At 65.6% G+C, this 22623-nt stretch carries 26 protein-coding genes, 1 tRNA gene and 1 pseudogene; 16 read left to right on the plus strand and 12 right to left on the minus strand.

From position 1 onward, the window contains the following. Nucleotides 1-96: 96 nt before the first annotated feature. Entirely contained in the window at nt 97-789 is a 693-nt protein-coding gene (locus VGV07_RS04380; RefSeq protein WP_326867470.1) for a YafY family protein, read from the minus strand. Nucleotides 790-867: 78 nt separating this feature from the next. Here VGV07_RS04380 and VGV07_RS04385 point away from each other — a divergent pair, with 78 nt between their 5' ends. Then, entirely contained in the window at nt 868-1440 is a 573-nt protein-coding gene (locus VGV07_RS04385) for a DJ-1/PfpI family protein (protein WP_326867471.1), read from the plus strand. A gap of 152 nt (nt 1441-1592) precedes the next feature. On the opposite strand, the gene VGV07_RS04390 is transcribed toward VGV07_RS04385, so the two are convergent. Further along, nucleotides 1593-4055 carry a beta-glucosidase gene (locus tag VGV07_RS04390; protein ID WP_414649912.1) on the minus strand — a complete coding sequence of 821 codons (2463 nt, stop codon included), beginning with the start codon at nt 4053-4055 and terminating at the stop codon, nt 1593-1595. Nucleotides 4056-4201: 146 nt separating this feature from the next. Here VGV07_RS04390 and VGV07_RS04395 point away from each other — a divergent pair, with 146 nt between their 5' ends. Further along, nucleotides 4202-4618, plus strand: a complete 417-nt coding sequence (locus tag VGV07_RS04395) for a helix-turn-helix domain-containing protein (protein ID WP_326867472.1) — start codon at nt 4202-4204, stop codon at nt 4616-4618. After that, nucleotides 4618-5403 (plus strand): aminoglycoside 3-N-acetyltransferase, encoded by a 786-nt coding sequence (gene aac(3), locus VGV07_RS04400; RefSeq protein WP_326867473.1) that lies wholly within the window; start codon nt 4618-4620, stop codon nt 5401-5403. Before VGV07_RS04395 ends, aac(3) begins: the two co-directional genes overlap by 1 nt. Nucleotides 5404-5650: 247 nt before the next feature. On the opposite strand, the pseudogene VGV07_RS04405 reads toward aac(3), so the two are convergent. From VGV07_RS04405 to VGV07_RS04415, 3 genes and pseudogenes are all read right to left on the minus strand, one after another. Further along, a pseudogene (locus tag VGV07_RS04405) lies at nt 5651-6643 on the minus strand (aldo/keto reductase); the annotation flags it as partial. Nucleotide 6644: 1 nt separating this feature from the next. After that, complete coding sequence (locus VGV07_RS04410; RefSeq protein WP_326867474.1) at nt 6645-7076, minus strand: MerR family transcriptional regulator; 432 nt, start codon at nt 7074-7076, stop codon at nt 6645-6647. Between the two features lie 285 nt (nt 7077-7361). Next, the gene (locus tag VGV07_RS04415) at nt 7362-8108 is read right to left on the minus strand and encodes an SDR family NAD(P)-dependent oxidoreductase (protein ID WP_326867475.1); all 747 of its coding nucleotides are present in this window, start codon (nt 8106-8108) and stop codon (nt 7362-7364) included. 107 nt (nt 8109-8215) lie between these two features. On the opposite strand from VGV07_RS04415, the gene VGV07_RS04420 reads away from it, so the two are divergent. Beyond that, nucleotides 8216-8821: a TetR/AcrR family transcriptional regulator gene (locus VGV07_RS04420; protein ID WP_326867476.1), complete on the plus strand. Its 606-nt coding sequence runs from the start codon at nt 8216-8218 to the stop codon at nt 8819-8821. 249 nt (nt 8822-9070) lie between these two features. On the opposite strand, the gene VGV07_RS04425 is transcribed toward VGV07_RS04420, so the two are convergent. Beyond that, nucleotides 9071-10423, minus strand: coding sequence for an MATE family efflux transporter (locus VGV07_RS04425; protein WP_326867477.1), 1353 nt, complete (start codon nt 10421-10423; stop codon nt 9071-9073). Nucleotides 10424-10662: 239 nt separating this feature from the next. Between VGV07_RS04425 and VGV07_RS04430 the strand changes: the two genes are divergently transcribed. The 9 genes from VGV07_RS04430 (at nt 10663) to VGV07_RS04470 (ending at nt 16709) form a co-directional block, all read left to right on the plus strand. After that, nucleotides 10663-11364, plus strand: coding sequence for an SDR family oxidoreductase (locus tag VGV07_RS04430; protein WP_326867478.1), 702 nt, complete (start codon nt 10663-10665; stop codon nt 11362-11364). 308 nt (nt 11365-11672) lie between these two features. Further along, the gene (locus tag VGV07_RS04435) at nt 11673-12338 is read left to right on the plus strand and encodes an AzlC family ABC transporter permease (protein WP_326867479.1); all 666 of its coding nucleotides are present in this window, start codon (nt 11673-11675) and stop codon (nt 12336-12338) included. Then, on the plus strand, nt 12328-12630 hold the full coding sequence (locus VGV07_RS04440; protein WP_326867480.1) for an AzlD domain-containing protein: 303 nt from the start codon (nt 12328-12330) through the stop codon (nt 12628-12630). Before VGV07_RS04435 ends, VGV07_RS04440 begins: the two co-directional genes overlap by 11 nt. 48 nt (nt 12631-12678) lie before the next feature. Continuing rightward, nucleotides 12679-13263 (plus strand): hypothetical protein, encoded by a 585-nt coding sequence (locus VGV07_RS04445; protein WP_326867481.1) that lies wholly within the window; start codon nt 12679-12681, stop codon nt 13261-13263. Between the two features lie 53 nt (nt 13264-13316). Next, a tRNA-Leu gene (locus VGV07_RS04450) sits at nt 13317-13401 on the plus strand. Between the two features lie 240 nt (nt 13402-13641). Next, on the plus strand, nt 13642-14295 hold the full coding sequence (locus VGV07_RS04455; protein WP_326867482.1) for a ferritin-like domain-containing protein: 654 nt from the start codon (nt 13642-13644) through the stop codon (nt 14293-14295). Between the two features lie 9 nt (nt 14296-14304). Beyond that, complete coding sequence (locus VGV07_RS04460) at nt 14305-14967, plus strand: ferritin-like domain-containing protein (protein WP_326867483.1); 663 nt, start codon at nt 14305-14307, stop codon at nt 14965-14967. Between the two features lie 291 nt (nt 14968-15258). Next, a complete protein-coding gene (locus VGV07_RS04465) occupies nt 15259-16131 on the plus strand; it encodes a DUF72 domain-containing protein (protein WP_326867484.1) in 873 nt (290 codons plus the stop codon). Nucleotides 16132-16205: 74 nt separating this feature from the next. Next, nucleotides 16206-16709, plus strand: coding sequence for a disulfide bond formation protein B (locus VGV07_RS04470; protein ID WP_326867485.1), 504 nt, complete (start codon nt 16206-16208; stop codon nt 16707-16709). Here VGV07_RS04470 and VGV07_RS04475 read toward each other — a convergent pair. The 5 genes from VGV07_RS04475 to VGV07_RS04495 all read right to left on the minus strand — a co-directional run bounded on the left by VGV07_RS04475 (nt 16706) and on the right by VGV07_RS04495 (nt 19270). Continuing rightward, nucleotides 16706-17014: a type II toxin-antitoxin system RelE/ParE family toxin gene (locus tag VGV07_RS04475; protein ID WP_326867486.1), complete on the minus strand. Its 309-nt coding sequence runs from the start codon at nt 17012-17014 to the stop codon at nt 16706-16708. The two genes, VGV07_RS04470 and VGV07_RS04475, sit on opposite strands and share 4 nt — an antisense overlap. Beyond that, entirely contained in the window at nt 16986-17270 is a 285-nt protein-coding gene (locus VGV07_RS04480; protein ID WP_326867487.1) for a type II toxin-antitoxin system ParD family antitoxin, read from the minus strand. The genes VGV07_RS04475 and VGV07_RS04480 overlap by 29 nt, the downstream gene beginning before the upstream one ends. 58 nt (nt 17271-17328) lie before the next feature. After that, the gene (locus VGV07_RS04485; RefSeq protein ID WP_326867488.1) at nt 17329-17886 is read right to left on the minus strand and encodes an HNH endonuclease; all 558 of its coding nucleotides are present in this window, start codon (nt 17884-17886) and stop codon (nt 17329-17331) included. A 95-nt stretch (nt 17887-17981) separates the two neighbouring features. Next, nucleotides 17982-18626, minus strand: a complete 645-nt coding sequence (locus tag VGV07_RS04490) for an alpha/beta hydrolase (RefSeq protein ID WP_326867489.1) — start codon at nt 18624-18626, stop codon at nt 17982-17984. Beyond that, entirely contained in the window at nt 18626-19270 is a 645-nt protein-coding gene (locus VGV07_RS04495) for a DNA-3-methyladenine glycosylase (RefSeq protein ID WP_326867490.1), read from the minus strand. The genes VGV07_RS04490 and VGV07_RS04495 overlap by 1 nt, the downstream gene beginning before the upstream one ends. Before the next feature lie 30 nt (nt 19271-19300). On the opposite strand from VGV07_RS04495, the gene gluQRS reads away from it, so the two are divergent. Next, nucleotides 19301-20146 (plus strand): tRNA glutamyl-Q(34) synthetase GluQRS, encoded by an 846-nt coding sequence (gluQRS, locus tag VGV07_RS04500; RefSeq protein WP_326867491.1) that lies wholly within the window; start codon nt 19301-19303, stop codon nt 20144-20146. 147 nt (nt 20147-20293) lie between these two features. Here gluQRS and VGV07_RS04505 read toward each other — a convergent pair whose 3' ends face one another. Then, entirely contained in the window at nt 20294-21244 is a 951-nt protein-coding gene (locus VGV07_RS04505; RefSeq protein WP_326867492.1) for an NAD-dependent epimerase/dehydratase family protein, read from the minus strand. Between the two features lie 113 nt (nt 21245-21357). Here VGV07_RS04505 and VGV07_RS04510 point away from each other — a divergent pair, with 113 nt between their 5' ends. Together VGV07_RS04510 and VGV07_RS04515 are read left to right on the plus strand one after the other, a co-directional pair. Beyond that, nucleotides 21358-22251 (plus strand): LysR family transcriptional regulator, encoded by an 894-nt coding sequence (locus VGV07_RS04510; protein ID WP_326867493.1) that lies wholly within the window; start codon nt 21358-21360, stop codon nt 22249-22251. Further along, nucleotides 22248-22442: a twin transmembrane helix small protein gene (locus VGV07_RS04515; RefSeq protein ID WP_326867494.1), complete on the plus strand. Its 195-nt coding sequence runs from the start codon at nt 22248-22250 to the stop codon at nt 22440-22442. The genes VGV07_RS04510 and VGV07_RS04515 overlap by 4 nt, the downstream gene beginning before the upstream one ends. The last annotated feature ends 181 nt before the right edge of the window (nt 22443-22623 follow it).

A 22623-nucleotide genomic window follows, 5' to 3' on the forward strand; every position in this document is an offset into this window, starting at 1 on the left:
AATACTCCGTGGGGTTGCGCGTTTCTAGCAATGTGGCCCGCGTCGCTCAACCGCGGCCGGGCCCGCTCAATTGATTTTGAAGCACGCCGGTTCCTTCTACGTTAAGTCGGGCAGATTCAGGGCGCTCGACCAGCGATGGAACAGCGTGCGACGCGGCTCCGGCATTGGCGCCTCCAGCACGTCGAGTGCGCTGATGCTGTCGACGCGGAAGTTGCGGAAATCATGCCTGAGGGTGCACCAGGCCACCAGCGTCTGATAGCCCTCGAAATAGCCCAGCGCCACCGGGTAGACCGTACGCTCGCTGGTGGCGCCGCTCTTGTCGCGATAGCCCAGCCAGACCTGCTTTTCCTCGCGCAGTGCCCGCCGTAGCCGCCCCAGCGGGTTGGCCTCGTCGACGGTGCGCGGCGGAATGACGAACAGCCCCACCGAGAGCATCTCGTCGCGTTTGGCCCTCGGCAGCACCGCCTCGATCTTGCTCGAGGCATCGCGCGCCGTCGCCGCCATCTCACCGTCCGGCCCGTAGATCAGCCCGCGCAGCCCCAGCACCAGCGCCTCGATCTCCTCGTCGGTGAACATCAAGGGTGGCAGGAAGTGCTCGGCTCGCAGCTGGAAGCCGACCCCGGCCTCACCGTCGATCGCTGCCCCCATCGATTTCAGCGTCTCGATATCGCGATAGACCGAGCGCAGCGACACGCCCATCTCCTCGGCCAGCACCGCGCCGGTGACCGGGCGACGGCGCCGGCGCAGCGCCTGCATCAGGTTGAGCAACCGTTCCGAGCGCTTCGCCATTAGCTGTGCATCGCTGCTGACAAAATCGGGTGTCGGGCGCGGTTAGCCTTCTCGCATCGAAAACGCAGGAGAGACGACATGACCACCATCCTCACCATCCTGACCGAGGGCTTTGCCGACTGGGAGACCACGCTGCTCAACGCCGTGGCGCACAGCTTCTACAAGGTGGAAACCAAATACGCGACTCCCGGCGGCAAGCCGGTGACCTCGTCGGGCAACATGACCGTCACCCCGCATCTGGCGCTCGAAGCCGTCGATGTCGCTGACTATGACGCGATCATCGTCTGCGGCGGCACCATCTGGCAGTCGCCCGAGGCGCCCGACATGGCGCCGCTGCTCAACGCCGCCAAGGCGCAGGGCAAGCTGATCGGGCTGATCTGCGACGGCACGGTGGCCGGCGCCAGGGCCGGACTGCTCGACACCATCCGCCACACCAGCAATGGCGACGGCTACCTCGATTTCACCGGCTACCAGGGCAAGGCGCTCTACCGCGACACGCCGGCCGCGGTGACCGACGGCCGGGTGGTGACCGCCGGCGGCGTCTCACCGGTGAGCTTCATGGCCGCGGTAATGGACGGCCTGGGGCTGGCCGACGAGAACCTCGACTACTATGTCGGCATGCACGCCGCGCAGTTCGCCAAGGCGGCTTGAGGCACGCCGCTGGCAGACAGCCCCCTCCCATCCTCCCCCATGAAGGGGGAGGTGCCCCGCCGGTGCTTTGGGTACGATCGAGCGACAACCTCGACTCTTCACCTCCCCCTTCATGGGGGAGGCCGGGAGGGGGCCGTCTCTCTCAGTCAGGCCTAAACCGGCAACAGCAACCTGCCCAGCCGCACCACCTCCGCCGTCAACCCCGCATCGGCCGCATGCCGCGCCACGCGCACCACATAGCGCCCCGGCTCCACCAGCCAGTGCTGCGCCTCCGTCCGGTAGTAGGCAAACGTCCGGTCATCGAGCTCCAGCGTCACCCGCTGCCGCTCACCTGGCCCCAGATGCACCTTGTCGAACGCTTTCAGCTCCCTGGCCGGCCGATTTACCGTCGCATCCGGCGCCGACACATAGACCTGCACCACCTCCGAGCCGGCGCGGCGGCCGGTGTTCTCGACTGTCACCGAGACGCTCACGTTGCCGTGGCTTTCGAACCCCGAAGCGTCCACCTCGAGCTCCGACACCGCAAAACTGGTGTAGCCGAGCCCGAAACCGAACGGGAACAACGGCGCGATGCCGTGGCGCTCGTAGTGGCGGTAGCCGATGAACACCCCTTCTTCGTAGCGCACCTTGCCGTCGAGCCCGGGATAGATTTCGCGGTCCTGCGAGCTGGTCGGGTTGTCCGCCCATTTGACCGGAAAGCTCTGCGGCAGGCGGCCGCCCGGCTCGGCCGCGCCGGTCAGCACGTCGGCAATGGCGTTGCCCGCCTCCTGCCCCGGATACCAGGCCTCCAGCAACGCCGCGACCTCACTGAGCCACGGCATTTCCACCGGCCCGCCAGTCTGCAGCACCACCACGGTGCGCGGGTTCACCGCGGCAACCGCCGCGATCAGCTCATCCTGCCGGCCAGGCAAGGTGATCGAATCGAGGTCGCTGCCCTCGGTGTCCCACTCGCCGTTGCGCCCGACGAACAGCAGCGCCACCTCGGCCTCGCGCGCCGCCTCGACTGCCTCGGCGATCGCTGCGTCGCCGAGCGGCAGGCCGATGCCGGCGGCGAAGGCCGCGAGCCCGAGCGTCGCAAACGGCTTGGTGGCGAACTCGATCACCACGTCGTAGCTGCGACCGGCTTGCAGCCAGATGCTGCCCACCACCTCGTCGCAGCCTTCCTCGAAGAAAGTGCGGCCCTTGCTCCAGTGCGTCCAGGCATCGGCCACCAGCTTGCCGTCGACCAGCACCCGCGAAAAGCCGGCGCTGTAGATGCCGACACGATGCTCGCCGCTCGCCTCGGGCATGAACTGCCCGGTGAGGCGGGCCGAGAAATGTAAGGGATCGACCTTGCCGCCACCGACCCGTCCGATCCAGAAGGCCTGCGCCTCTTCCAGCATTTCGCTGAAGACGGGCTCGCCGGCCAGCGTCTCGTTGGCAAAATAGTCAGCCGTGAAACCGCCGCGCAGCAACGGCTCGAACCGGTGGTTGGTCGAGCCCGCAGCATAGCTCATGCGCGCCTCGCCCAAGGCGCCGACCAGCCCGTCCCAGGGGGATACCCGATAATGCGGATTGAGCTGCGCACTGCCGCCGCCCATGATCTGCGCCACTTTGGCGTTCGGCCCGATCACCGCGATCTTCCCCGCGCCACGCAGCGGCAGCAGTTCGCCTGAGTTTTTCAGCAGCACTGCACCTTCCGCGCCGGCCCGGCGGATCAGTGCCCGGTGCTCGGACCGATCGTCGGCCCGCTCCGCCCATTCGCTGTGATCATCGAGCGCCCCGGTCCGCTCCATCAGCCGCAGCACATCGAGCACCCGGGCGCGCAGTGTCTCGCGGCTGACTGCGCCGGCTTCCACCGCCGCCACCAGCTTCTCCCCACGATCGCGCGGCGGCCCCGGCATTTCGAGGTCGAGCCCGGCATTGACGGTCGGTGCAGTCGAATGCGAGCCGAACCAGTCCGACATCACCACGCCGTCATAGTGCCATTCCTTGCGCAGCACCTGGTCGAGCAGCCACGGGTTCTCGCTGGTGAAGGTGCCGTTGAGCTTGTTGTACGAGCTCATGATGCCCCAGGTGCCGGCGCGCTTCACCGCCCATTCGAACGGCACCAGATAGAGCTCGCGCAGCGTCCGCTCGTCGATCTCGGAGCTGATGGTGGTGCGCTCGATCTCCGATTCATTGCCGGCAAAATGCTTGATCGTCGCCGAAACACCCTGCCCCTGCAGCCCCTCGATATAGCCGACGGCAAGGCTGGCGGTGAGGATCGGATCCTCCGAGTAGCACTCGAAATTGCGCCCGTTGCTGACCGAACGATGGAGGTTCACCGTCGGCGCGAGGCTCACATGCGCCCCCTTGGATTTCACCTCTTCCGCCAGCGCCGTGCCGATCTCGTTGAGCAGCCGCACATTCCAGCTGGCGCCGAGCGCGATCCCCACCGGGAAGGCGGCCGATTTCACCCCGCCGATCAGCGAACCGCCGCCGCGCGCCCCGTTCGGCCCGTCGGTGACGCGCAGCTTGCCGATCCCGAGCCGATCGATCGCCGGCAGCGACCAGAAGTCCTCGCCCGATAACAGGCTGACCTGCTCCTCGAGCGTCATCCGGTCGACCAGCTCTTCGATCCGCCCCATCGTCATTCCTTCCTCGTTGAACGTTCTACGCGCCCTTACCGCGTCGACACCGGCAAGGCAACCGCCCACATGCGCGGTGCGCCCCTAGTCACAAGGAGTAACCGTGTCTATATTTGTGCCTAAAGCAATTCTTGCCCGTTCGGAGGCACAAGATGAAACCCATTCCCGGCAGGAGCGAGACCTGCAACGCCATGGCTGACATCCTCAATCGCATCGGCGACAAGTGGAGCGTCATGATCGTCGGCTATCTCGGCAAGAAGACCATGCGCTTCAACGAGCTGCGCCACACCATCGGCGGCATCTCGCAGCGCATGCTCACTTTGACCCTGCGCAACCTCGAACGCGACGGCCTCGTCACCCGCACCGTCTACCCCGAGATCCCACCGCGGGTTGAGTACCAGCTGACGCCGCTCGGCCAGAGCCTGCAGGCGCCGATCAGCGCGCTCTGGGCCTGGGCCGAAGAGCATCAGGGCGAGGTGCAGAGCGCCCGGCGCGAGTATGACGGGCTGCACGAGGACACCACCGACCAGCATCCGCCGGAGCGGCGCTACGCCGGCGCCGCGAGGTGATGGCCGGGATCGCGACCCGTTCCAGCCTTGCCGATGACCTGAGCACTATCGGCCTCGCCGATGGCGACGCTGTGCTGGTGCACGCGGCACTCCGCCAGGTTGGCCGGGTGGTGGGTGGCCCCGACACCATTATCGACGCACTACGCGACGTCGTCGGTCCGGCCGGCACCGTTCTGGGCTATTGTGACTGGCAGCTCGAAGACGAGCTGCGCGACGATCCGGCGATGCGGCCGCACATTGCGGCTTTCGACCCGCAGCGCTCGCGCTCCATCCGCGACAACGGCTACTGGCCCGAGGCGCTCCGCACCACGCCCGGCGCCCGGCGCAGCGGCAGCCCCGGCGCCTCGATGGCAGCGCTCGGCGGCAAGGCCGAGTGGTTCACCGCCGACCATGCGCTCGACTATGGCTACGGCCCGCAGTCGCCGCTCGGCAAACTCGTCGTAGCCAAGGGCAAGGTGCTGATGCTGGGCGCGCCGCTCGACACCATGACGCTGCTGCATCATGCCGAGCATCTCGCCGATTTTCCCAACAAGCGCATCCTGCGCTACGAAGCGCCGATCCTCGTCGACGGCGAAACCGTGTGGCGCTGGTTCGAGGAGTTCGACACCTCCGAGCCCCCAGACGGTTTGCCCGACGACTACTTCGCCACCATCGTCGAGCAATTCCTCGCCACCGGCCGCGGTAAGCGTGGCAAGGTCGGCGCGGCGAACTCGGTGCTCGTCCCCGCCGACGCAATGGTTGCGTTCGGCGTCGACTGGCTGGGACGCTGGGGTAAGACGCGGTAGTAGCATCTCGACATTCGACTGCACCGCAGCGAGCGATGAAGCTTGGCCTCGCACCAACCACCGGCTGTCATCCCAGCGAAAGCTGGGACCCCACGGCGAGGGCTCTGCCCTCGTCCGTCGCCGCCAGCGCAGATGGATGTTTGGGTCCCTGCTTTCGCAGGGATGACACCGCGTCTGGGTTGATCGCAACGGGTCAACCTCACCACCGCGACCGCCCTCGCTGGTACCTCAGCCTATCCGCAACGCCCTACCTCTTCGCCACCCAGGCGCCGCTGTCGCCATAGCGCTTGCCCGAGAACTTCTCCGCCGCCAGCAATTCGCCGAGCGTCTTCAGCTCATCCGCCGAGAGCGCGATACGCGCCGCCGCAACGTTCTGTTCGAGATGCGCGATCCGACGTGCCCCGGGAATCGGCACGATGAAATCGCCCTGGTGCAGCACCCAGGCAAGCGCCAGTTGCGCCGCCGTCACGCCCTTGTCGGCCGCCATCCCTTCGAGCAGTTTCACCAGTTGGGCATTGGCCGCCATGTTCGCCGCGCTGAACCGCGGCAGGCCGCGCCGGAAGTCATTGGCGCCAAGATCCTCCGGCTTCTGGATCGTGCCGGTGAGGAAGCCGCGGCCGAGCGGACTGAACGGCACGAAACCGATCCCGAGCTCGCGACAGGTATCGAGGATTTCGCCCTCTGGGTCGCGGGTCCACAGCGAGTATTCGCTCTGCAGTGCCGCAATCGGGTGCACCGCATGCGCCCGGCGCAGAGTCTCGGCGCTGGTTTCGGAAAGCCCGATCGCCCGCACCTTGCCTTCGCGGACCAGCTCGGCCATGCCGCCGACGGTCTCCTCAATCGGCACCTGGGGGTCGACGCGGTGCAGGTAGAACAGGTCGATCGTCTCGACACCCAGTCGCTGCAACGAAGCCTCGGCCACTTCACGGGCGTGTTCCGGGCGTCCGTCGACGCCGGCCATGGCGCTGATGTCCGACTTGGTCGGGTCGATCTTGAAGCCGAACTTGGTGGCGATCACCACTTTGTCCCGGAACGGCTTCAGCGCCTTGCCGACGAGGATTTCGTTGGCGAACGGACCATAGACTTCGGCGGTGTCGAACAGCGTGACGCCGAGTTCCACAGCACGGTGCAGCGTGCGCACCGCATCGGCCTCGTCCTGGCCGCCATAGGCATGGCTCATCGCCATGCACCCGAGCCCTACAGTCGAAACAGCGAGTGGACCGAGCTGTCGCGTCGCGAGCCTACCAGCGGGAGCCTGCCCGCTTGATGGCTGTCGGCTGCTTCCGTCGTTCGGGGAGTGCTGCGTCATATTCCTTCATCCTCTTCGATGTGCCGGCGTAGCCGGCGATCTTGGTGTCGAGAACAAGGAGACAGGCCGACAGTTCGGCGAGCTGAGCGCGCACCCGTTCGCGATGCTGTTCCAGCAGCTCGCGTCGCCCCGCCTCGGTGGCGGGACCCTGCTCGCGCAGCGCCGCATAGTGCAGCATCTCGCGGATCGGCATCCCGGTCGCCTTGAGGTGACCAAGAAACTCGATCCAGGTGAGGATCGATTGATCGTAATCGCGCTGACCCGACTGGTCCCGGTCGGCATAGGGCAACAGCCCGATCCGCTCATAGTAGCGGATCGTATGGGCAGTAAGTCCCGTGCGCTTGGCCAGCTGACCGATCTTCATCTCCGCCTTCCTTGTCACGACGAGAACCAAGGCTAGGAGTTCGAGTGCACTCTAAGTCAAGCGGCGATTTTCATAAGGCGGCCCGAGGTTGTCTCGGCGCGTGGGACTGAGGTGAGGGCACCAAACTCACCCAACCACGGTGTACCCCGGCGAAGGCCGGGGCCCATCCTGAGGTCTTTCCGTCCACCGGGGCTTGGAGAGATCTCAGGATGGGACCCCGCCTTCGCCGGGATGACACCGAGTTTGAGGCAAGATTGGTGCCCCAAACGGCGCTACCGGACCCGCTTAAGCGTTGAAGCCGCTGTCGACGAGGATCGAGGTGCCGGTGATGCTGCGCCCGCCGGGTCCGGCAAGATGCACCACTGCCGCCGCGATATCCTCGGCAGCGCCGAAGCGGCCGAGCGCATTGAGCCCCATCTGCGACGGCGCCATCGGCCCGTCCGCCGGGTTCATGTCGGTATCGGTCGAACCGGGATCGACGGTATTGATGGTGATGCCGAGCGGCCCCAGTTCGCGCGCCAGCGCCCGGGTCATGCCGCCCAGCGCCGACTTGCTGGTGACATAGAGGCTGAGCCCCGGCCCCGCGACGCGGGTCGCCATGTTGGTGCCGATCGAGATGATCCGCCCGCCCTCGCGCATGTGCTTCACCGCCGCCTGGGTGGCAAAGAACGGCGCCCGGGCATGAATGGAGAACAAGCGGTCGAACGATTCGACCGTCACGTCGCGGAACGGCCCGCCGGTGCCGACACCCGCATTGTTGACCAGGATGTCGAGGCGCCCGAGTTCGCCAACCGTGCGGTCGACTGCAGCCATCACCGCATCGGGATCGCCCGAATCCACCTGCATGGCGATGGCCCGCCGGCCGAGCGCCGTGACTTCTGCCGCGATCTCGCCGGCCTTCTCGCCATTCCGCTCGAAGGTGAAGGCGACATCGGCGCCCGCTTTGGCCAGCGCCAGGACGGTCGCGGCGCCGATGCCGCGGCTGCCGCCGGTGACGAGGGCCACGCGGCCGGAAAGCTCAAAGACAGTCATATCGGATCTCCATTTTCTACCGATCGGTACACAATTGGCTATGACGGTTGCGATGCAGCGTCAAGAATTTTATACTGATCGGTAGACAATCATCCGGAAACCCGATTTTGGCAGGCCGCCCCCGCGAGTTCGATCGAGACCAGGCGCTGGACCGGGCGATGCGCCTGTTCTGGGAGCGCGGCTATGAGGGCACCTCGATAAACGACCTGACCGAGGCGCTCGGGGTCGGCAAGCCGAGCCTCTACGCCGCCTTCGGCTCCAAGGAGCAGCTGTTCTACGAGGCACTCGATCTCTACGTCCGCACCTACGGTCCGACGCTGGGCGACGTGCCCACGGCGCGCGGCGCGATCGAACAGCTGCTGCGCTCCAACGCCGAAACCTATGTCGACCCCAGCATTCCCTCGGGCTGCATGATCGTGCTCGCGGCAGCCGTCGGCCCGCCGCAGAACGCCGAAGTCCGGGCGCACCTCGCCATGCTGCGCAACGCCTCGACCGGCTCGTTCACGGCGCGGATCAGGAAGGGCATGGTTGACGGCGATGTGCCCCGGGGCGTCGATGCCGAAGCCATGGCGCAGTTCTACACCACGGTGCTGAACGGGCTCGCCCTGCAGGCGCGGGACGGCGCCGGCGGCGCCGCCCTTGAGCGGGTCATCGACGGCGCCATGGCCGCCTGGGACGTGTTGGCAGGAGCAACCAAGGCTACGGCCCCCTAACGGGCACCGGCCTTTCCCCCATCTCGGTGTCGCCCCGGCGAAGGCAGGGGCCCATCCTGAGATGCTGAGGGTCAGTTCCGGTGCGTAACAGTCTCACTGACGGATCACATCAGGCGTGCACAGGTGGCGGGTTGGGCCGTGCCCACCGAGAGACCTCGGGATGGGCCCCGGCCTTCGCCGGGGTGACGCAGTGGGTGGGGCGATCTGTGTGCCTCCACTTGGTCTACCCATGCCATGAAACCAGACGCCCTAAACCAACGCCGTGATTTCCTTCTTCCGCCACCAGCCGAGGTAGTAGCTGGCCTGGAAGAGCAGCAGCGCGCTGAAGCTCATGCAATAGCCCCACCACACGCCCTCGAGCCCGAAGAAGTGGCTGAGCGTCAGCGCCGCCGGCACTTCGACGAGGATGATCGCCATGAGCGACAGCGCCATCGGGATCCACACATCGCCCGAAGCCCGCATCACCGCCGAGAACACCGAGCCCCAGCCGAACACCAGGCAGCTCCACAAAACGATATGCAGCAGCCGCTCGGCCACCTCGACCACCGCTTCGTCGGTGATAAACAGCCGCACCAGGTGCTGCGAGAACAGGTACGCGATCAGCACCAGCGCCCCGGTGACGATCAGGTTCATGAGCAGCGCCGTGCGGGTCACCTTCTCCACCTCGTCGAAACGCCGGGCCCCGATCGCCTGCGCGGCAAAGATCGAGGCGGCGATGCCGATCGACATGGCCGGGAACTGCACATAGCTCAGCACCTGGTTGACCGCGCCATAGGCCGCCGTGGCGTCCGAGCCGAAGCGGTTGACGATGCCGACGATGACGATGGCCGAGATCGACGACACCACCATGGCGACGCCGGCCGGGATGCCGAGCTTGAGGATCAGCCCAAGCAGCTTGAGATCGACCTTGAGGTGCCGGAACAGCTCGGCGTCGGGCGCCATCGGGCTTTTCTTGTAGTTGAGATAGAAGAACAGGAAGATCAGCACCACGACGAAACCGGCGATGAACGCCACTGCCGCGGCCAGCACGCCGATCTGCGGCAGGCCGAACCAGCCCTGGATCAGCGCCGGGGTGACGAACAGCCCGACGCCGATCGAAAAGATCAGCGTCAACAGCGGCGTCACCGTGTCGCCGACGCCGCGCAGCGTCGAAGTGATGATCAGGAACAGGAAGAACCCGGGCATGCCGATCAGGACGATCCGCCCGTAGGCGGTCGCCTCGGCGACGATGTCGGCCGGCGCCCCGAGCAGTTCCATCAGGTTCTGCGCGAACAAGCCGCCGAAGATTGCAACGACGAGGCCCATCAGGAACCCCACAGTCAGCGTCGTGCCGGTGACCTGCTTGATCTTCAGGAGGTTCTTGGCGCCCCAGGCTTGGCCGATCAGGATCGCCGCGCCCGAAGCGAGGCCGATCACGAACGAGATGAGAAAGATCATGATCGGGAAGAACACCGAGACGGCGGCCAGTGCCTCCACCCCGATCATCTGTCCGATATAGATGTTGTTGATGGTGCCCGACAGCGACTGCAGGATGTTGCTGAGCATCAGCGGCACGAGGAAGACAAGGAACCGCTGCCAGAGCGGCCTAGAGAGATTGTTCATCGAGTGAACTCCGAAACCCGTAAATTATGCGACGGCGTTAGCCCCCGAATGGCCAGCGGCCGGTCGATGACCGGGTCGCGAGGCGGGCCACTTCACATCTCAGCTGAAGATGCAGGCGGGTCGGAGCACGATGGGGTATGAACGCACGGCCGGTTCTCTAGCCCCGGGCGGGGCGGCCGTCAATCGCGTCACCCGCAGCGACCGTCCCGCGCAGCCAATGGAAATCTGAAGGTATCCCAATGAACCAGCCCGTAGCTATCGTCACCGGAGCCGGCCAGGGCATCGGCGCCGCCATCGCCCGTGAACTCGCCGCGCGCGACTATCACCTGGTGCTGTTCGCCCGCTCGGAGCAGGTCGAGGCGGTCGCCGCCGAGCTCTCGGCCACTGCGGTGCGCGGTTCGCTCACCGAACCCGCCGACCTCGAGCGCCTTGTCGACACCGCCATTGCGCGGCACGGTCGCATCGACGCAGTGGTGAACAATGCCGGCCACGTCCCCACCGGCGATATCGGCGTGATGGGTGACGACGACTGGCAGCACGGCTTCGACATGATCATGTTGAACCCGGTTCGCCTGATGCGGCTGGTGACGCCGCATTTCCTCGCCGCGAGGGCGGGCGCCGCGGTGAACATTTCGAGCTTTGCCGGCAAATCGCCCGACCTCGCCATGCCGCTATCCTCGGCGTTGCGCCCGGCGCTGCAGGCCTGGACCAAGCTCTATGCCGATCGCTATGGCGCCGACGGCATCCGCATGAACGCCGTGCTGCCGGGCTTCCTCGACAATTACGACACCGTCGAAGCTCGCCGCCAGAAGATCCCGGTCGGCCGCTACGGCGAGCTCGAGGAACTGGCCAAAGTCGTCGCCTTCCTTCTCTCCGACGACGCCTCCTACGTCACCGGCCAGAGCCTGCTCGTCGATGGCGGCATGACCCGGGCTGTGTAATCAGCGGCCGTCCGACCGTGCACTGGCCTATCCCTCCCCGATGTCATCCCGGCGCAGGCCGGGATCCATCCTGAGATGCTTCGTCTCTTGCGCTGAACCGCACCACCTCAGGATGGGCCCCGGCCTTCGCCGGGGTGACACCGTGAGTGGGATGATTTGGTGCCCAACGAATGATCTCCGATCATTGCGGTGAATGGGGTCGATCACCAGATGTCATCGCGCCGCCCAACCAACCTGATGTAGCCTCCCCGCCCATGCATGCCCCCGCCCCCCAAAGCGGACCCGCGCAGTTCTGGCTCGGCGTCCGCATGTTTCTGCCCGTCGCCGTCTCCATCGCCGCCTATGGCCTGGTGTGGGGCGTGCTCGCCGGCCAGGCCGGGTTGAGCGTCCTCGAAGTGGCGCTGATGAGCGGGCTGGTGTTCGCCGGCGCCAGCCAGTTCGTGGCGCTCGACATGTGGACGCCGGGCGCGCTGCCGGTGCTCTCCATCGTCATCGCCGCCGGCATCGTCAACCTGCGCATGCTGCTGATGTCGGCGACGCTCCGGCCGCTGGTCGGCCATCTGTCGCTGCCGAGACAGCTGGGCGCCATGTTCTTCGTCTCGGACGAGCAATGGGCGATGACCATGGCCGAGGTCCGGAAGGGCAAGGGCAGCGTCGCCTTCCTCATCGGCACAGGCGTGCTCAGCTGGTTCGCCTGGATGAGCTCGACGCTTTGCGGCCGGGTGCTCGGTGCCTTCATCGACGATCCCACCAGATATGGGCTCGATTTCGCCTTCACCGCCACCTTCCTCGCTTTGCTGCTCGGCATGTGGCGCGGCCGTGGCGACCTGGTGCCGTGGATCGTCGGGGCGCTCGCCGCCATCCTCACCTCACGGCTGATCGAGGGCAACTGGTACATCATCGTGGGTGGCCTTGTCGGCAGCTTTGCCGGCGCTTTGGCAGAAACGCTCAAGGAGCGCCGCCATGTCGCTTGAGGCGCTCATCGCCATCGTCGGCATGGCCGCGGTGACCTTCGCCATCCGCGCCGGCGGATTGCTGCTCGCCAATCGGCTGCCCACCACCGGGTTCGTCGCCAGCTGGATGAAGCACGTGCCGGGCGCCGTGCTTGCGGCGCTCGTCGCTCCGGCGATCCTGAGCGGCGGCACCGCCGAAGCCATCGCCGCCGCGGTCACGGCGCTGATCTACATCGTCAGCCGGAACCTGTTTGCCGCCATGCTCGGCGGTGTGCTCGCGGTGTATCTCGCCCGCCTGGCGCTTGGAGCCTAGGGAACACGCCTGCCGCCTGCCCGTTGTAGAGCCAGCAAGGAGGGTCACATGCAGACCATCATTGGACAGTTCGACAGCTACGAGCACGCCACAGCCGCCGTCCACGCCCTCAACGAGGCCGGTATCGCCCATGCCGACATCAGCTTTGTCGCCAACACCCCGCCCGACTTCGAACCCGACGAGGTCGGCGAAGGCGCCACCACCGGCGCCGAGGTCGGCGCGGGGCTTGGCGCGGCGGGCGGGTTGCTGGCCGGGCTTGGGATCATCGCGGTTCCCGGCCTCGGCCCGGTGGTCGCCGCCGGCTGGCTGTTCGCCACCGCCATCGGCGCCTTTGCCGGTGCCGGCGTCGGCGCGGCTACCGGCGGCCTGATCGGCGCCTTCACCAGCGCGGGCGTTCCCGAAACCCAAGCCAAGGCATTGGCCGAGAAACTGGAACGGGGTGGTGCAATCGTCAGCGCCCGTGTCGGCGAGGCCCATGCCGGCCCGGCGGTAGCGATTCTCGGGCACGCCGAGGGCATCGTGGTGATGCCGCAAGTTGAGGAAATCGAAGCCACAGCGCAGCAGATCCCGGAAGACGACCTGCCGCCGCCGCGCCGTGACGCCGATTACCCGTTCGTGCCACCGATCGTCTGAGCAGAGGCACGAGGGTTGCGCCGATTCCGCCGCGATGCTAGGGGCTTCGTCGCGCCCCTGTGGTGGAATTGGTAGACGCAGCGGACTCAAAATCCGCCGCCGCGAGGCATGTCGGTTCGAGTCCGACCGGGGGCACCAATCACCTGAACCTGTATCAACTGGCATGCGGCACTCGTGCGTGCTGCGGTCAATTCTCTAAGATGTGAGCGCAGCTCTGGGCGCGCCGTCGAGCGAGTCGCGCGAACGTCTGAGTACGCCGTTGGTTTCGCTGATCGACGAAAAGAAACCGTTGAAATTCCGAACCAAAACACCGTGCAGCTTACGTTCCTGATTTCGAGCGGACCCGGGACGGGCCCGTAAACTCGGAACGGAGCAATCATGACAACCCCAGGGCTGAACCGACGGAACCTGCTCAAGTGGACGGGCGTAGGCGCCACCGTGATGGTGGCAGGCTCCATGTTGCCCAATTTTGGTATCTCGGCGGCGCTGGCTGCCGATCTGGGCGCTGGCGACATCGGCGTACTGAACTACGCCTATGCCCTCGAGCAACTGGAAGCCGCCTTCTATACTCAGGTGATCAAGACGCCTTATGAAGGCATCACCAAGGCTGAGGCGTCCAACCTGAAGGCGATCCGCGATCACGAGATCGCGCACCGCGATTTCCTCAAGAAGGCGCTTGGCCGCAAGGCGATCCCAGGTCTCGAAGTGGACTTCTCCAAGGTCGATTTCACCAGCAGGAAGAGCGTCTTGGCGACGGCTGACGTATTCGAGAACCTCGGCGTTGCGGCCTATAACGGCGCCGGTCAGCTCATCAAGGACGTAGACTACCTCGCAGCAGCCGGCTCGATCGTTTCGGTCGAGGCTCGCCACGCCGCCACAATCGCCGCATTGCGGTCGGGCTTCGGCAGTGACGCAGCAGGCGGCAAGAACGTCAACTCCAAGGGTCTCGATGGGGCGCTTCTGCCCTCGCAGGTGCTGCCGCAAGCGGCTCCGTTCATCGTCACCCCCGTCACCGCGAACTCCTTGAGCTGAGGCAAGATCATGAACAATCAGGAAAACTTCATCCTCGACGAGATCGATCCGGAAGTCGGCGAACGCATTGATGCCGGTCGCCGCAGCCTTCTCTCACGCTATGCTTTGCCCGTCGCTGCCTTGGGCAGCGCGCCGCTGATCATCGCTGCCTCGGCGCAGACGGCTTTCGCGGCTGGCGGGTTGCCCAAGCAGGTCGTCGACGTGCTCAACTTCGCGCTGACGCTCGAATATCTCGAAGCGGCCTTCTACAAGGAGGCCAACCGGTCCGCAGGTCTGATCCCGCGGCAGTACCGTCGGCTGTTTCGTACCATCGGCGCCCATGAGACGGCCCATGTTGCCTTGCTGAAGGGGGCACTGGGCAGGGCCGCGGTAAAGGCGCCGGGAGTGGATTTCACCGCGGGCGGCAAGTACGCCGACGTGTTCTCCAACTTCGAGACCTTCGTGGCCGTGTCCGCCACGTTCGAAGACCTTGGCGTGGCTGCCTATAAGGGCCAAGCCGGGAACCTCCTCGGCACACCGGTACTGACCACCGCCCTGCAAATCCACTCGGTGGAGGCCCGCCACGCCGCGGCAGTCCGCCCACTCGCCGGCAAGTCCGGCTTCGATGGGGCGTTCGACAAACCCAAGACCAAGGCCCAGGTTCTGGCGGCAGCCACTCCGTTCCTCGCCTGAGCCTGACCCGGCGCCAGGCGCGACGCCATACATCGCCTCCGCCTTCTTCCATCAGGTGAAGGCAAAATCCGGCAGATGCCGCTGTAACGCAGGGGTGCCTGCCGGATCACAGGTGCAGTCCGTGCCGGCCGGCATGGCCCGATGATCGTGTCGCTGTGTCTTGCTGATCTCCGTCTCGCTAGGCTCCCACCAGCTCCTCCGGCAGAAACCTCCCCGCCTCGCAACGGACTTGTGTTGCGCTGCGTGGTCGCCCACCTTGTCAGCCTGTGGAACTTGCGTCGCGAGGATTCGATGGCGGGAACGATCAGGCTGGGGACGGCCGGCTGGGTGTTCGAGGCCTGGCGCAAGAGCTATTACCCCGACGGGCTGAAGCAGAAGGACGAGCTCGCCCATACGAGCGCCCGGCTCGGCAATATCGAGATCAACGCCACCTTCTACTCGCATCAGAAGGCCGCGAGCTTCGAGAACTGGGCCGGCCAGACCCCCGACGATTTCGTCTTCACCGTGAAGGGCCATCAATTGGTCACTCACATCAAGCGGCTGAAAGATGTCGAGCTGCCGCTCGCCAACTTCTTCGCTTCGGGGGTGATGGCGCTGGGCAAAAAGCTCGGCCCATTCTGCTGGCAGCTGCCGGGCAACAGCAAGTACGATCCGGATCGCATGGAGGCCTTCCTCGCCCTGCTGCCCCAGAGCCCGGAGGCACTCGTCGCGCTGGCGCAAAGGACCGACTACGGCAAGAACCCGCCTTACCTCGACGCTACCGGCATCACGCGCGTTCGCCACGCCATCGAGGTGCGGCACGAGAGCTTCGCCGATCCACGCTTCATCGCGCAGCTCAGGGCGCACAACGTTGCCCTCGTCGTCGCCGACACCGCCGACTGGCCTTATATCGACCAGACTGCGGATTTCTCGTATGCCCGCCTGCAAGGCGCTCCCGGTAAGGAGAGCTATTCGGCCGCCGAGCGCGACGCTCGCGCCGGCTGGTTGAAGGCCTGGGCCGAGGGCAAACCGGTTGCCGACGCGCCATACGTCACCGGAGCCGAGGCCAGCCCATCGCCTCGCGACGTGTTCGCCTTCTTCGTCTCGACCGACAAGGAGCACGCCCCCGACAATGCCCGCGCCGTCATGGCACAGCTCGGCATTATCGGGCCGGGCGGCGTGTGACGATCTCGTGAGCGGGCTTAAGTTGACTCGGGGCCCGCTCCCGAGAATATGGCGCCGATCATAGGAGCGTCATCGTGACCACCAGCCTCGCCGCCGACCGTTCCCGCCTGCTTGCGACGATTTCGTTCGTCCTCGGCCTCGCAACCATCGCCGGCGCCTGGGGCTCGCAGTTGTTCGGTGGCCTGGTGCCGTGTGAACTCTGCCTCGAGCAACGCATGCCTTACTACTGGGGCCTGCCGTTGCTGGCGCTGCTGCTTATCCTGTGGAACAGGCTGCCACGCGCCGTATGGTATGTCGGCCTGGTGCTGGTGCTGCTGACCTTCGTCTGGTCGACCTACCTTGCGGGCTACCACGCCGGCGTGGAGTACGGCTTCTGGCCCGGCCCCACTGCCTGCACCGGTACCGGTGTCGATGTCAGCTTCTCCGACCTCACCAACATCAACGCCGCCCGGGTCGTTCCCTGCGACAAGATCCAGTTCAGCCTGTTCGGGGTCACCCTCGCCGGCGCGAACACCCTGATCTCGGCGGCGATTGTCGCGATGCTCGGCGCCGCGCTGCTCAAAGGCCGTAAGGCCTAACTGTCGGGAAATAGGATGTGCTCGTGGTCGCGGGCACCGTGAAGCACGTGGAGCACACTCACGACGTCTTCGCGAACGACGTAGTAGACATTGTAGCTTCCGACCACCCGCCGACGAATACCGCTCGTCTCGTGCCGCGGGACGAGCTGGTATCTGAGGGCGTTGTCACCAAGTTCGGCGATCGTTCTGGCCAGTCGGTCCACGAGCTGAACTGCCGCATGCGCGCTGACTTCGCCGGAGAGGTAGTCAAGAACGCCGACTAGTTCGAGGCGGGCCTCAACCGATACGTCGACGCGGTAATTCATCTTCAGCATCCGCCATCGCCTGATATCTTGCCCTCAGTTCCGCGAAGACCTCATCCGCCGGCTTGGTGCGCCCCGCCTCTACGTCCGCCAGTCCCCGCGCCAACGCGGCATCCAGCCGCCTGAGCGCCGCCTCGCGCTCCTGCACCAGCCGGACACCCTCGCGCAGCACTTCGCTCTTGGAGTTGTAGCGGCCGTTCTTGACCAGGTCCTCGACCACGGCTTCGAGGTTCGCCCCCAGATCTGCACTGATCGCCATTTCGGCCTCCATCGGAATTGGCCAATAATAGTTATTGGCCAATCCGACGTCCAGCGGCTTACGGCTCGAGTTCGATGTCCCAGTAGAGGTAATCGAGCCAGCTCTGGTGCAGGTGGTTGGGCGGGAAGGCCCGGCCGTTATTGTGCAGGTCGTGCACGGTGGGCTGGAACGGCTCCTGCATCGGGAACATCTTGATCTCGCGCGGCAGCCGGTTGGCTTTCCTGAGGTTGCACGGCGCGCACGCGGCGACGACGTTCTCCCAGGTGGTGCGGCCGCCCTTTGACCGCGGAATCACGTGATCGAAGGTGAGTTCGTCCCGGGCGCCGCAATACTGGCACTGGAATTTGTCGCGCAGGAACACGTTGAAGCGGGTAAAGGCCGGATGCCGCGCCGGTCGCACGTAATCCTTGAGCGAGACGACGCTGGGCAGCAGCATCTCGAAGCTCGGCGACTTGATCACCCGGTCGTAGTTGGAGACGACGTGGACTCGATCAAGAAAAATCGCCTTGATCGCGTCCTGCCAGGACCAAAGCGACAAGGGATAATAGCTGAGTGGCCTGAAATCGGCGTTCAGCACCAGTGCGGGGCTATTCTCAAGCGACACATGTACCGTCACTTGTCGCCCCCAGATCGGGAATCGCGGCCAGTCATGATCAGCAATATTCTATGCCGACTGTGACACCCCTGTGAAGCGCGATTCGATCAATCGATTCAGGCGGTTTGCGCCAGCATGAAGGAGGTGGCGAAATCCAACCCGTCCGGCGCAATGCCATGCGCGGTGCCCGAGGAAATGTGCAGCGAGACATCGAAACCGGCAGCCGTGAGCTCGCTCGCTGCCTGCCGGCTGAGCTCGGGGTCGACCACCTGGTCGAGGTCGCCATGGATCAGCGCCACCGGCGCCTTGTCAGCCGCCGGGAAACCGTCGGCGGGAACGAAGGCGCCCGAGAACGCCACGATACCCTTGACCGGCCCCGGCAGCGCCGTGCCGACATGCAGCGCCATCATCGCCCCCTGCGAGAAACCGATAAGGAAGGTGTCGGCCGGCTTGATGTCGGTCTGCGACCAAAGGTCGGTGAGAAACTCGATGATCACAGGCGCGGCGGTCTTGGCGCCTTCGATGCGGCCGGCAATCCGATCCACCGCCAGCGGGAACCACTCGAAACCGAATGGGTTGCCGGCACAGGGCGTCGGCGCGTTCGGCGCAATGAACAATGCATCGGGCAGCAGCGGCCCCCAGTGGTGGCCAAGCCCGATCAGGTCGCTGCCATCGGCGCCATAGCCGTGCAGCAGGATCACTGCCTGCTTCGGGGCGCCACCATTCTTGGACGGCAGCATCGGGCCGGAGAGCTTGGCCATCAGATCGACAATCCTTCCTTGTTCCGCACGGCGCGGTAGTAGCGCCAGAGCAGCAATGCGGCGGTGGAGCGGTAGGGCGACCAGCGCCCTGCCATCTCGATCAAGTCCTTCACCAACGGCTTGCCGTCAAGCCCGAACGCCCACTCGGCCGCCCGCTGCAAGGCGACATCGCCGGCCGGGAAGATGTCTGGATGCGCAGCCGAGAACATCAGGTAGATCTCGGCAGTCCACGGCCCGATGCCCTTGAGCCTGGTCAACGCCCCGATTGCCTCTTCGGCCGGCAATTCGGCGAGACGTGCGAAGTCGACGCTTCCCGCCGCGATCGCCTCGGCGAGGCCACGCAGCGTCCGATACTTGCCGCCCGACTGCCCGACGCCGCGCACCGCTTCCTCGCTGAGCTGCAGATACCCGACCGGGTCGAGCGCCCCTTCCAACTGGGCAAAGCGCCCCCAGATCGCATCGGCGCTGGCGGTCGATACCTGCTGGCCGGTGACGATCCGCGCCAGCCCCTCGAAGCCGCCGGGCGAACTGCGGATTTCGAAACTGCCGGCGCGCTCGGCCACCTGCTCGAGGCGGGGATCGAGCGCAATCAGCGCCCCGAGATGGCGCGTCAGCGCGGCAGGGCTGTCGAGACGGTCTGTCAAAGAAATGTCCTTACGTGCTAGCACTTTGTTATGCTGAAACCCGTCCTCCGCTTCGCCCCGAGCCCCAATGGCTTGCTGCATCTGGGGCACGCCTATTCGGCTTTGTTCACCTCGGTCTGGGCCGAAGCACTCGGTGGCCGGTTTCTCCTGCGCATCGAAGACACCGACCTTACCCGAAGCAAGCCGGAATTCACCGAGGCGATCTTCATCGACCTCGCCTGGCTTGGCCTTGCCTGGGAACAACCGGTGCTGCGCCAATCCACCCGCTTTGCCGTCTATGCTGCTGCGGCCGACCGGCTCAAGGCGCGCGATCTGCTCTACCCCTGTTTCTGTTCGCGCACCGAACGGGCGGCTCATTCCCCTGGCACCGACCCGGACGGCGCGCCGCTCTATCCGGGCACCTGCCGCCACCTGACCGCAGCCGAAATCAAGCAACGCTTCGCCGAGGGACGCGAGGCCAACTGGCGGCTGAAGACCGATGAGGCGATGGCACTGACCGGATTGCTGACCTACAGCGTCGCCGGCCCCACCCCGGCGGATCGGCCGCAGATCCGCTATGCCCGGCCGGAACGCTGGGGCGATGTGGTGCTGCAGCGCAAGGGCACCCCCACCAGCTATCACCTGAGCGTGGTGATCGATGACGACGCGCAAGGCGTCACCCATGTAACCCGCGGCCGCGACATGGAGCCCTCGACCGATATTCACGTGCTGCTGCAGATGCTGCTCGGCCTGAGCTCACCGCTCTACACCTTCCACAAGCTGATCCTCGATGCAGAGGGCAAAAAGCTCAGCAAGTCGAAAGGCTCCACCTCGCTCAGGAGCCTGCGCGAGGCGGGTCGGACGGCGGCGGAGATTCGCAAGGAACTGGGGTTCTGACCGCCTGGCCGGTGCTAACCGCCCCCTACCCTTGATCCCTCCCCGCAAGGGGGAGGGAGACGCAGACTGAGATGCCGGTTTGAGGGTCTCCCTCCCCCTTGCGGGGAGGGGACAGGGGTGGGGGTCCACAGCCACCGGCCTTCGCGGCTATGCCGCCAGCTTCTCAGCCGCAAAGAACGGCGCCACCGTTTCCGCCACTGCCACTCCGAATGGCGTCGCGAAATCCGGGCCGAGTATGGCGTCGAGGCGCGCGTCCTTGAGTTCCATCGGGTTCTCCCACAAATAGCTCATCTTGCTGACCGCCCGCATCAGCGGGTCGACGAGGCCGACGACGTTGAACAGCACGCGCGGGAAGGTGCCCACCTTGAGCTTCACCGGCGCCGCGGCAATGACAGCGCCAGCCATCTGCTCCGGTGTCACGTAGTTGCCGGCGAAATGGAAGTTCTCGAAGGCGGCGAACTCCTTCCTGTGCCAGGCGAGCTTCTCGAAGGCGCGACCGACATCCGGCAGATAGGCCCAGGAATGGCCGACGCCGCGCACGCCCATCATGGCGAACTTGCCTTTCTTCGCCTCGCGCAGCATGGCGAGATCGAACCAGTCGAAGCTGCTTTCAGGCCCATAGAAATCCCCGGCGCGGAGGATGATCGCCTGGATGTCGCCGCTCTTTGCCGCCGCCTCGTACAATGCCTCCACCCGCACGCGAATCTCGCCGCGCGGCGTCTGCGGCCGCTGCTTCAATTCGGGCGTGACGTACCGGTCGGCGGCCGCATAGTTGTAGATATTGCCGGGGAACAGCAGCGTCTTGCCGCTCTTGCCGAGCGCCGCGATCACCCGCTGGTTCTGCGCTTCCATGCGGCCCTGGTCCCACTGGTGGTAGGGCAGGTTCAGCGCATTGACCACCACCTCGGTGTCGCCGATCGCGGCCCGCATCGCCTCGGCGTCATCGGCGTCGCCCTTGATGAAGCGCATCCCCGCGATCGGCTGCTTGTTGGACCGCCCAAAGCCGGAGACGTCCCACCCGGCGGCGACGAAGGCCTTGGCGATGTGGTGGCCGACATGGCCGTTGATACCGATGACGATGACTTTCTGCGCGTTCATTTGCTTGGCTCCCGTACTGATGACGAGCAATGTAGGGGCAACGCAGACGTTGATGAATTGGACAAGGTCGTTCCTTTGCCATACAGAAATGAATGGCTTGGAGGCCTTGAACCATGCCCGATCCCGACTGGTCGTTATGGCGCAGCTTTGGTGCAGTGGTGGAGCACGGCTCGCTCTCGGCTGCCGCGCGCGCCCTTGGCCTGAGCCAGCCGACCCTCGGTCGGCATGTCGAGGCGCTCGAGCAGGCATTGGGGATGAGCCTGTTCGAACGGACGCTCAACGGCTTCCACGCCACCGACACCGCCCTGAAGCTTTATGAGCCGGTGCTGGCCGCGCAGCAGGCTTTGGCCGAGGCGGCGCTGATCGCCGAAGGCGCCAGCGCGGCGCTCACCGGCTCGGTCCGCATCACCTCGAGCACCGTCATGTGCCACTACGTGCTGCCGCCGTTCCTCAACGACCTGCGCCAGAGCTTTCCGCAGGTGGCGATCGAACTGGTGCCTTCGGACTCCGCCGAGAACCTCTTGCTGCGCGAAGCCGATATCGCCGTCCGCATGTTCCGCCCCACCCAGCTCGAACTGATCACCAGAAAGCTCGGCGAGAGCCCGATCGTCACCTGTGCGCATGAAAGCTACATTGCCAGACGTGGCCGGCCGGAAAGCCCCGCGCAGCTGGTCGAGCACGACCTGATCGGTTTCGATCGCTCCGAATTGCTGATCGGGGCCGCCCGCCGCATGGGGTTCGAGTTGAAACGCAGCGACTTCATCGTTCGTACAGACAGCCAGACCAATGCCTGGGAGCTGATCAAGGCCGGCCTCGGCGTCGGCTTCGCCCAGCAACTGCTGGTGGCCGAGACGCGCGGCATGGTGCCGCTATTGCCCGATTTCCGCCCACCGCCGCTGGAAGTGTGGTTGACCACGCATCGCGAACTGTTCACCAGCCGTCGCATTCGTGCCATCTATGACCGACTGGGCGAGGGCCTCAGCCGCTTCCTCGCGAGGACATTATGAACATCACCGGCATCATCACCATCATCGCGCTCGGCGCGGTCGCCATCATCCTGTTCATGGGGCTGTGGAACATGTTCCGCGGCGGCGACCACAACCTCAGCCAGAAGCTGATGCGGGCCCGCGTTATCGCCCAAGCCGTAGCCATCGTGGTGATCCTCGGCGCGCTGTTCTTCTTTGGACGCGGCAGCTGACGCCATCGGCATTTTCGGCTGTGCCCTCACCTTTGAACGGGCCTGTCTGAAGGCATCCTCCCTCCACCTCACCGGTGTCATCCCAGCGAAAGCTGGGACCCAAGTCGCAGCTGACGCAGGTGGATAGATGGGTCCCAGCTTGTCGCTGGGATGACACCGAGTCTGATGGAGCCACAGTGGC

The organism is Devosia sp. (assembly GCF_035944845.1).
In the GTDB taxonomy this organism is placed as follows: Bacteria; Pseudomonadota; Alphaproteobacteria; order Rhizobiales; family Devosiaceae; genus Devosia_A.

Bases quoted from the DNA above. Each gene is read 5' to 3' on its own strand.
- VGV07_RS04440 (WP_326867480.1), top strand. From the start codon at position 12,328: ATGTCGCTTGAGGCGCTCATCGCCATCGTCGGCATGGCCGCGGTGACC.
- VGV07_RS04455 (WP_326867482.1), top strand. From the start codon at position 13,642: ATGACAACCCCAGGGCTGAACCGACGGAACCTGCTCAAGTGGACGGGC.
- VGV07_RS04505 (WP_326867492.1), bottom strand. From the start codon at position 21,244: ATGAACGCGCAGAAAGTCATCGTCATCGGTATCAACGGCCATGTCGGC.
- VGV07_RS04510 (WP_326867493.1), top strand. From the start codon at position 21,358: ATGCCCGATCCCGACTGGTCGTTATGGCGCAGCTTTGGTGCAGTGGTG.
- VGV07_RS04430 (WP_326867478.1), top strand. From the start codon at position 10,663: ATGAACCAGCCCGTAGCTATCGTCACCGGAGCCGGCCAGGGCATCGGC.
- VGV07_RS04515 (WP_326867494.1), top strand. From the start codon at position 22,248: ATGAACATCACCGGCATCATCACCATCATCGCGCTCGGCGCGGTCGCC.
- VGV07_RS04475 (WP_326867486.1), bottom strand. From the start codon at position 17,014: ATGAATTACCGCGTCGACGTATCGGTTGAGGCCCGCCTCGAACTAGTC.
- VGV07_RS04395 (WP_326867472.1), top strand. From the start codon at position 4,202: ATGAAACCCATTCCCGGCAGGAGCGAGACCTGCAACGCCATGGCTGAC.
- VGV07_RS04415 (WP_326867475.1), bottom strand. From the start codon at position 8,108: ATGACTGTCTTTGAGCTTTCCGGCCGCGTGGCCCTCGTCACCGGCGGC.
- gluQRS (WP_326867491.1), top strand. From the start codon at position 19,301: ATGCTGAAACCCGTCCTCCGCTTCGCCCCGAGCCCCAATGGCTTGCTG.
- VGV07_RS04480 (WP_326867487.1), bottom strand. From the start codon at position 17,270: ATGGCGATCAGTGCAGATCTGGGGGCGAACCTCGAAGCCGTGGTCGAG.
- VGV07_RS04465 (WP_326867484.1), top strand. From the start codon at position 15,259: ATGGCGGGAACGATCAGGCTGGGGACGGCCGGCTGGGTGTTCGAGGCC.
- VGV07_RS04490 (WP_326867489.1), bottom strand. From the start codon at position 18,626: ATGGCCAAGCTCTCCGGCCCGATGCTGCCGTCCAAGAATGGTGGCGCC.
- VGV07_RS04380 (WP_326867470.1), bottom strand. From the start codon at position 789: ATGGCGAAGCGCTCGGAACGGTTGCTCAACCTGATGCAGGCGCTGCGC.
- VGV07_RS04435 (WP_326867479.1), top strand. From the start codon at position 11,673: ATGTTTCTGCCCGTCGCCGTCTCCATCGCCGCCTATGGCCTGGTGTGG.
- VGV07_RS04445 (WP_326867481.1), top strand. From the start codon at position 12,679: ATGCAGACCATCATTGGACAGTTCGACAGCTACGAGCACGCCACAGCC.
- VGV07_RS04425 (WP_326867477.1), bottom strand. From the start codon at position 10,423: ATGAACAATCTCTCTAGGCCGCTCTGGCAGCGGTTCCTTGTCTTCCTC.
- VGV07_RS04385 (WP_326867471.1), top strand. From the start codon at position 868: ATGACCACCATCCTCACCATCCTGACCGAGGGCTTTGCCGACTGGGAG.
- VGV07_RS04410 (WP_326867474.1), bottom strand. From the start codon at position 7,076: ATGAAGATCGGTCAGCTGGCCAAGCGCACGGGACTTACTGCCCATACG.
- VGV07_RS04390 (WP_414649912.1), bottom strand. From the start codon at position 4,055: ATGACGATGGGGCGGATCGAAGAGCTGGTCGACCGGATGACGCTCGAG.
- VGV07_RS04460 (WP_326867483.1), top strand. From the start codon at position 14,305: ATGAACAATCAGGAAAACTTCATCCTCGACGAGATCGATCCGGAAGTC.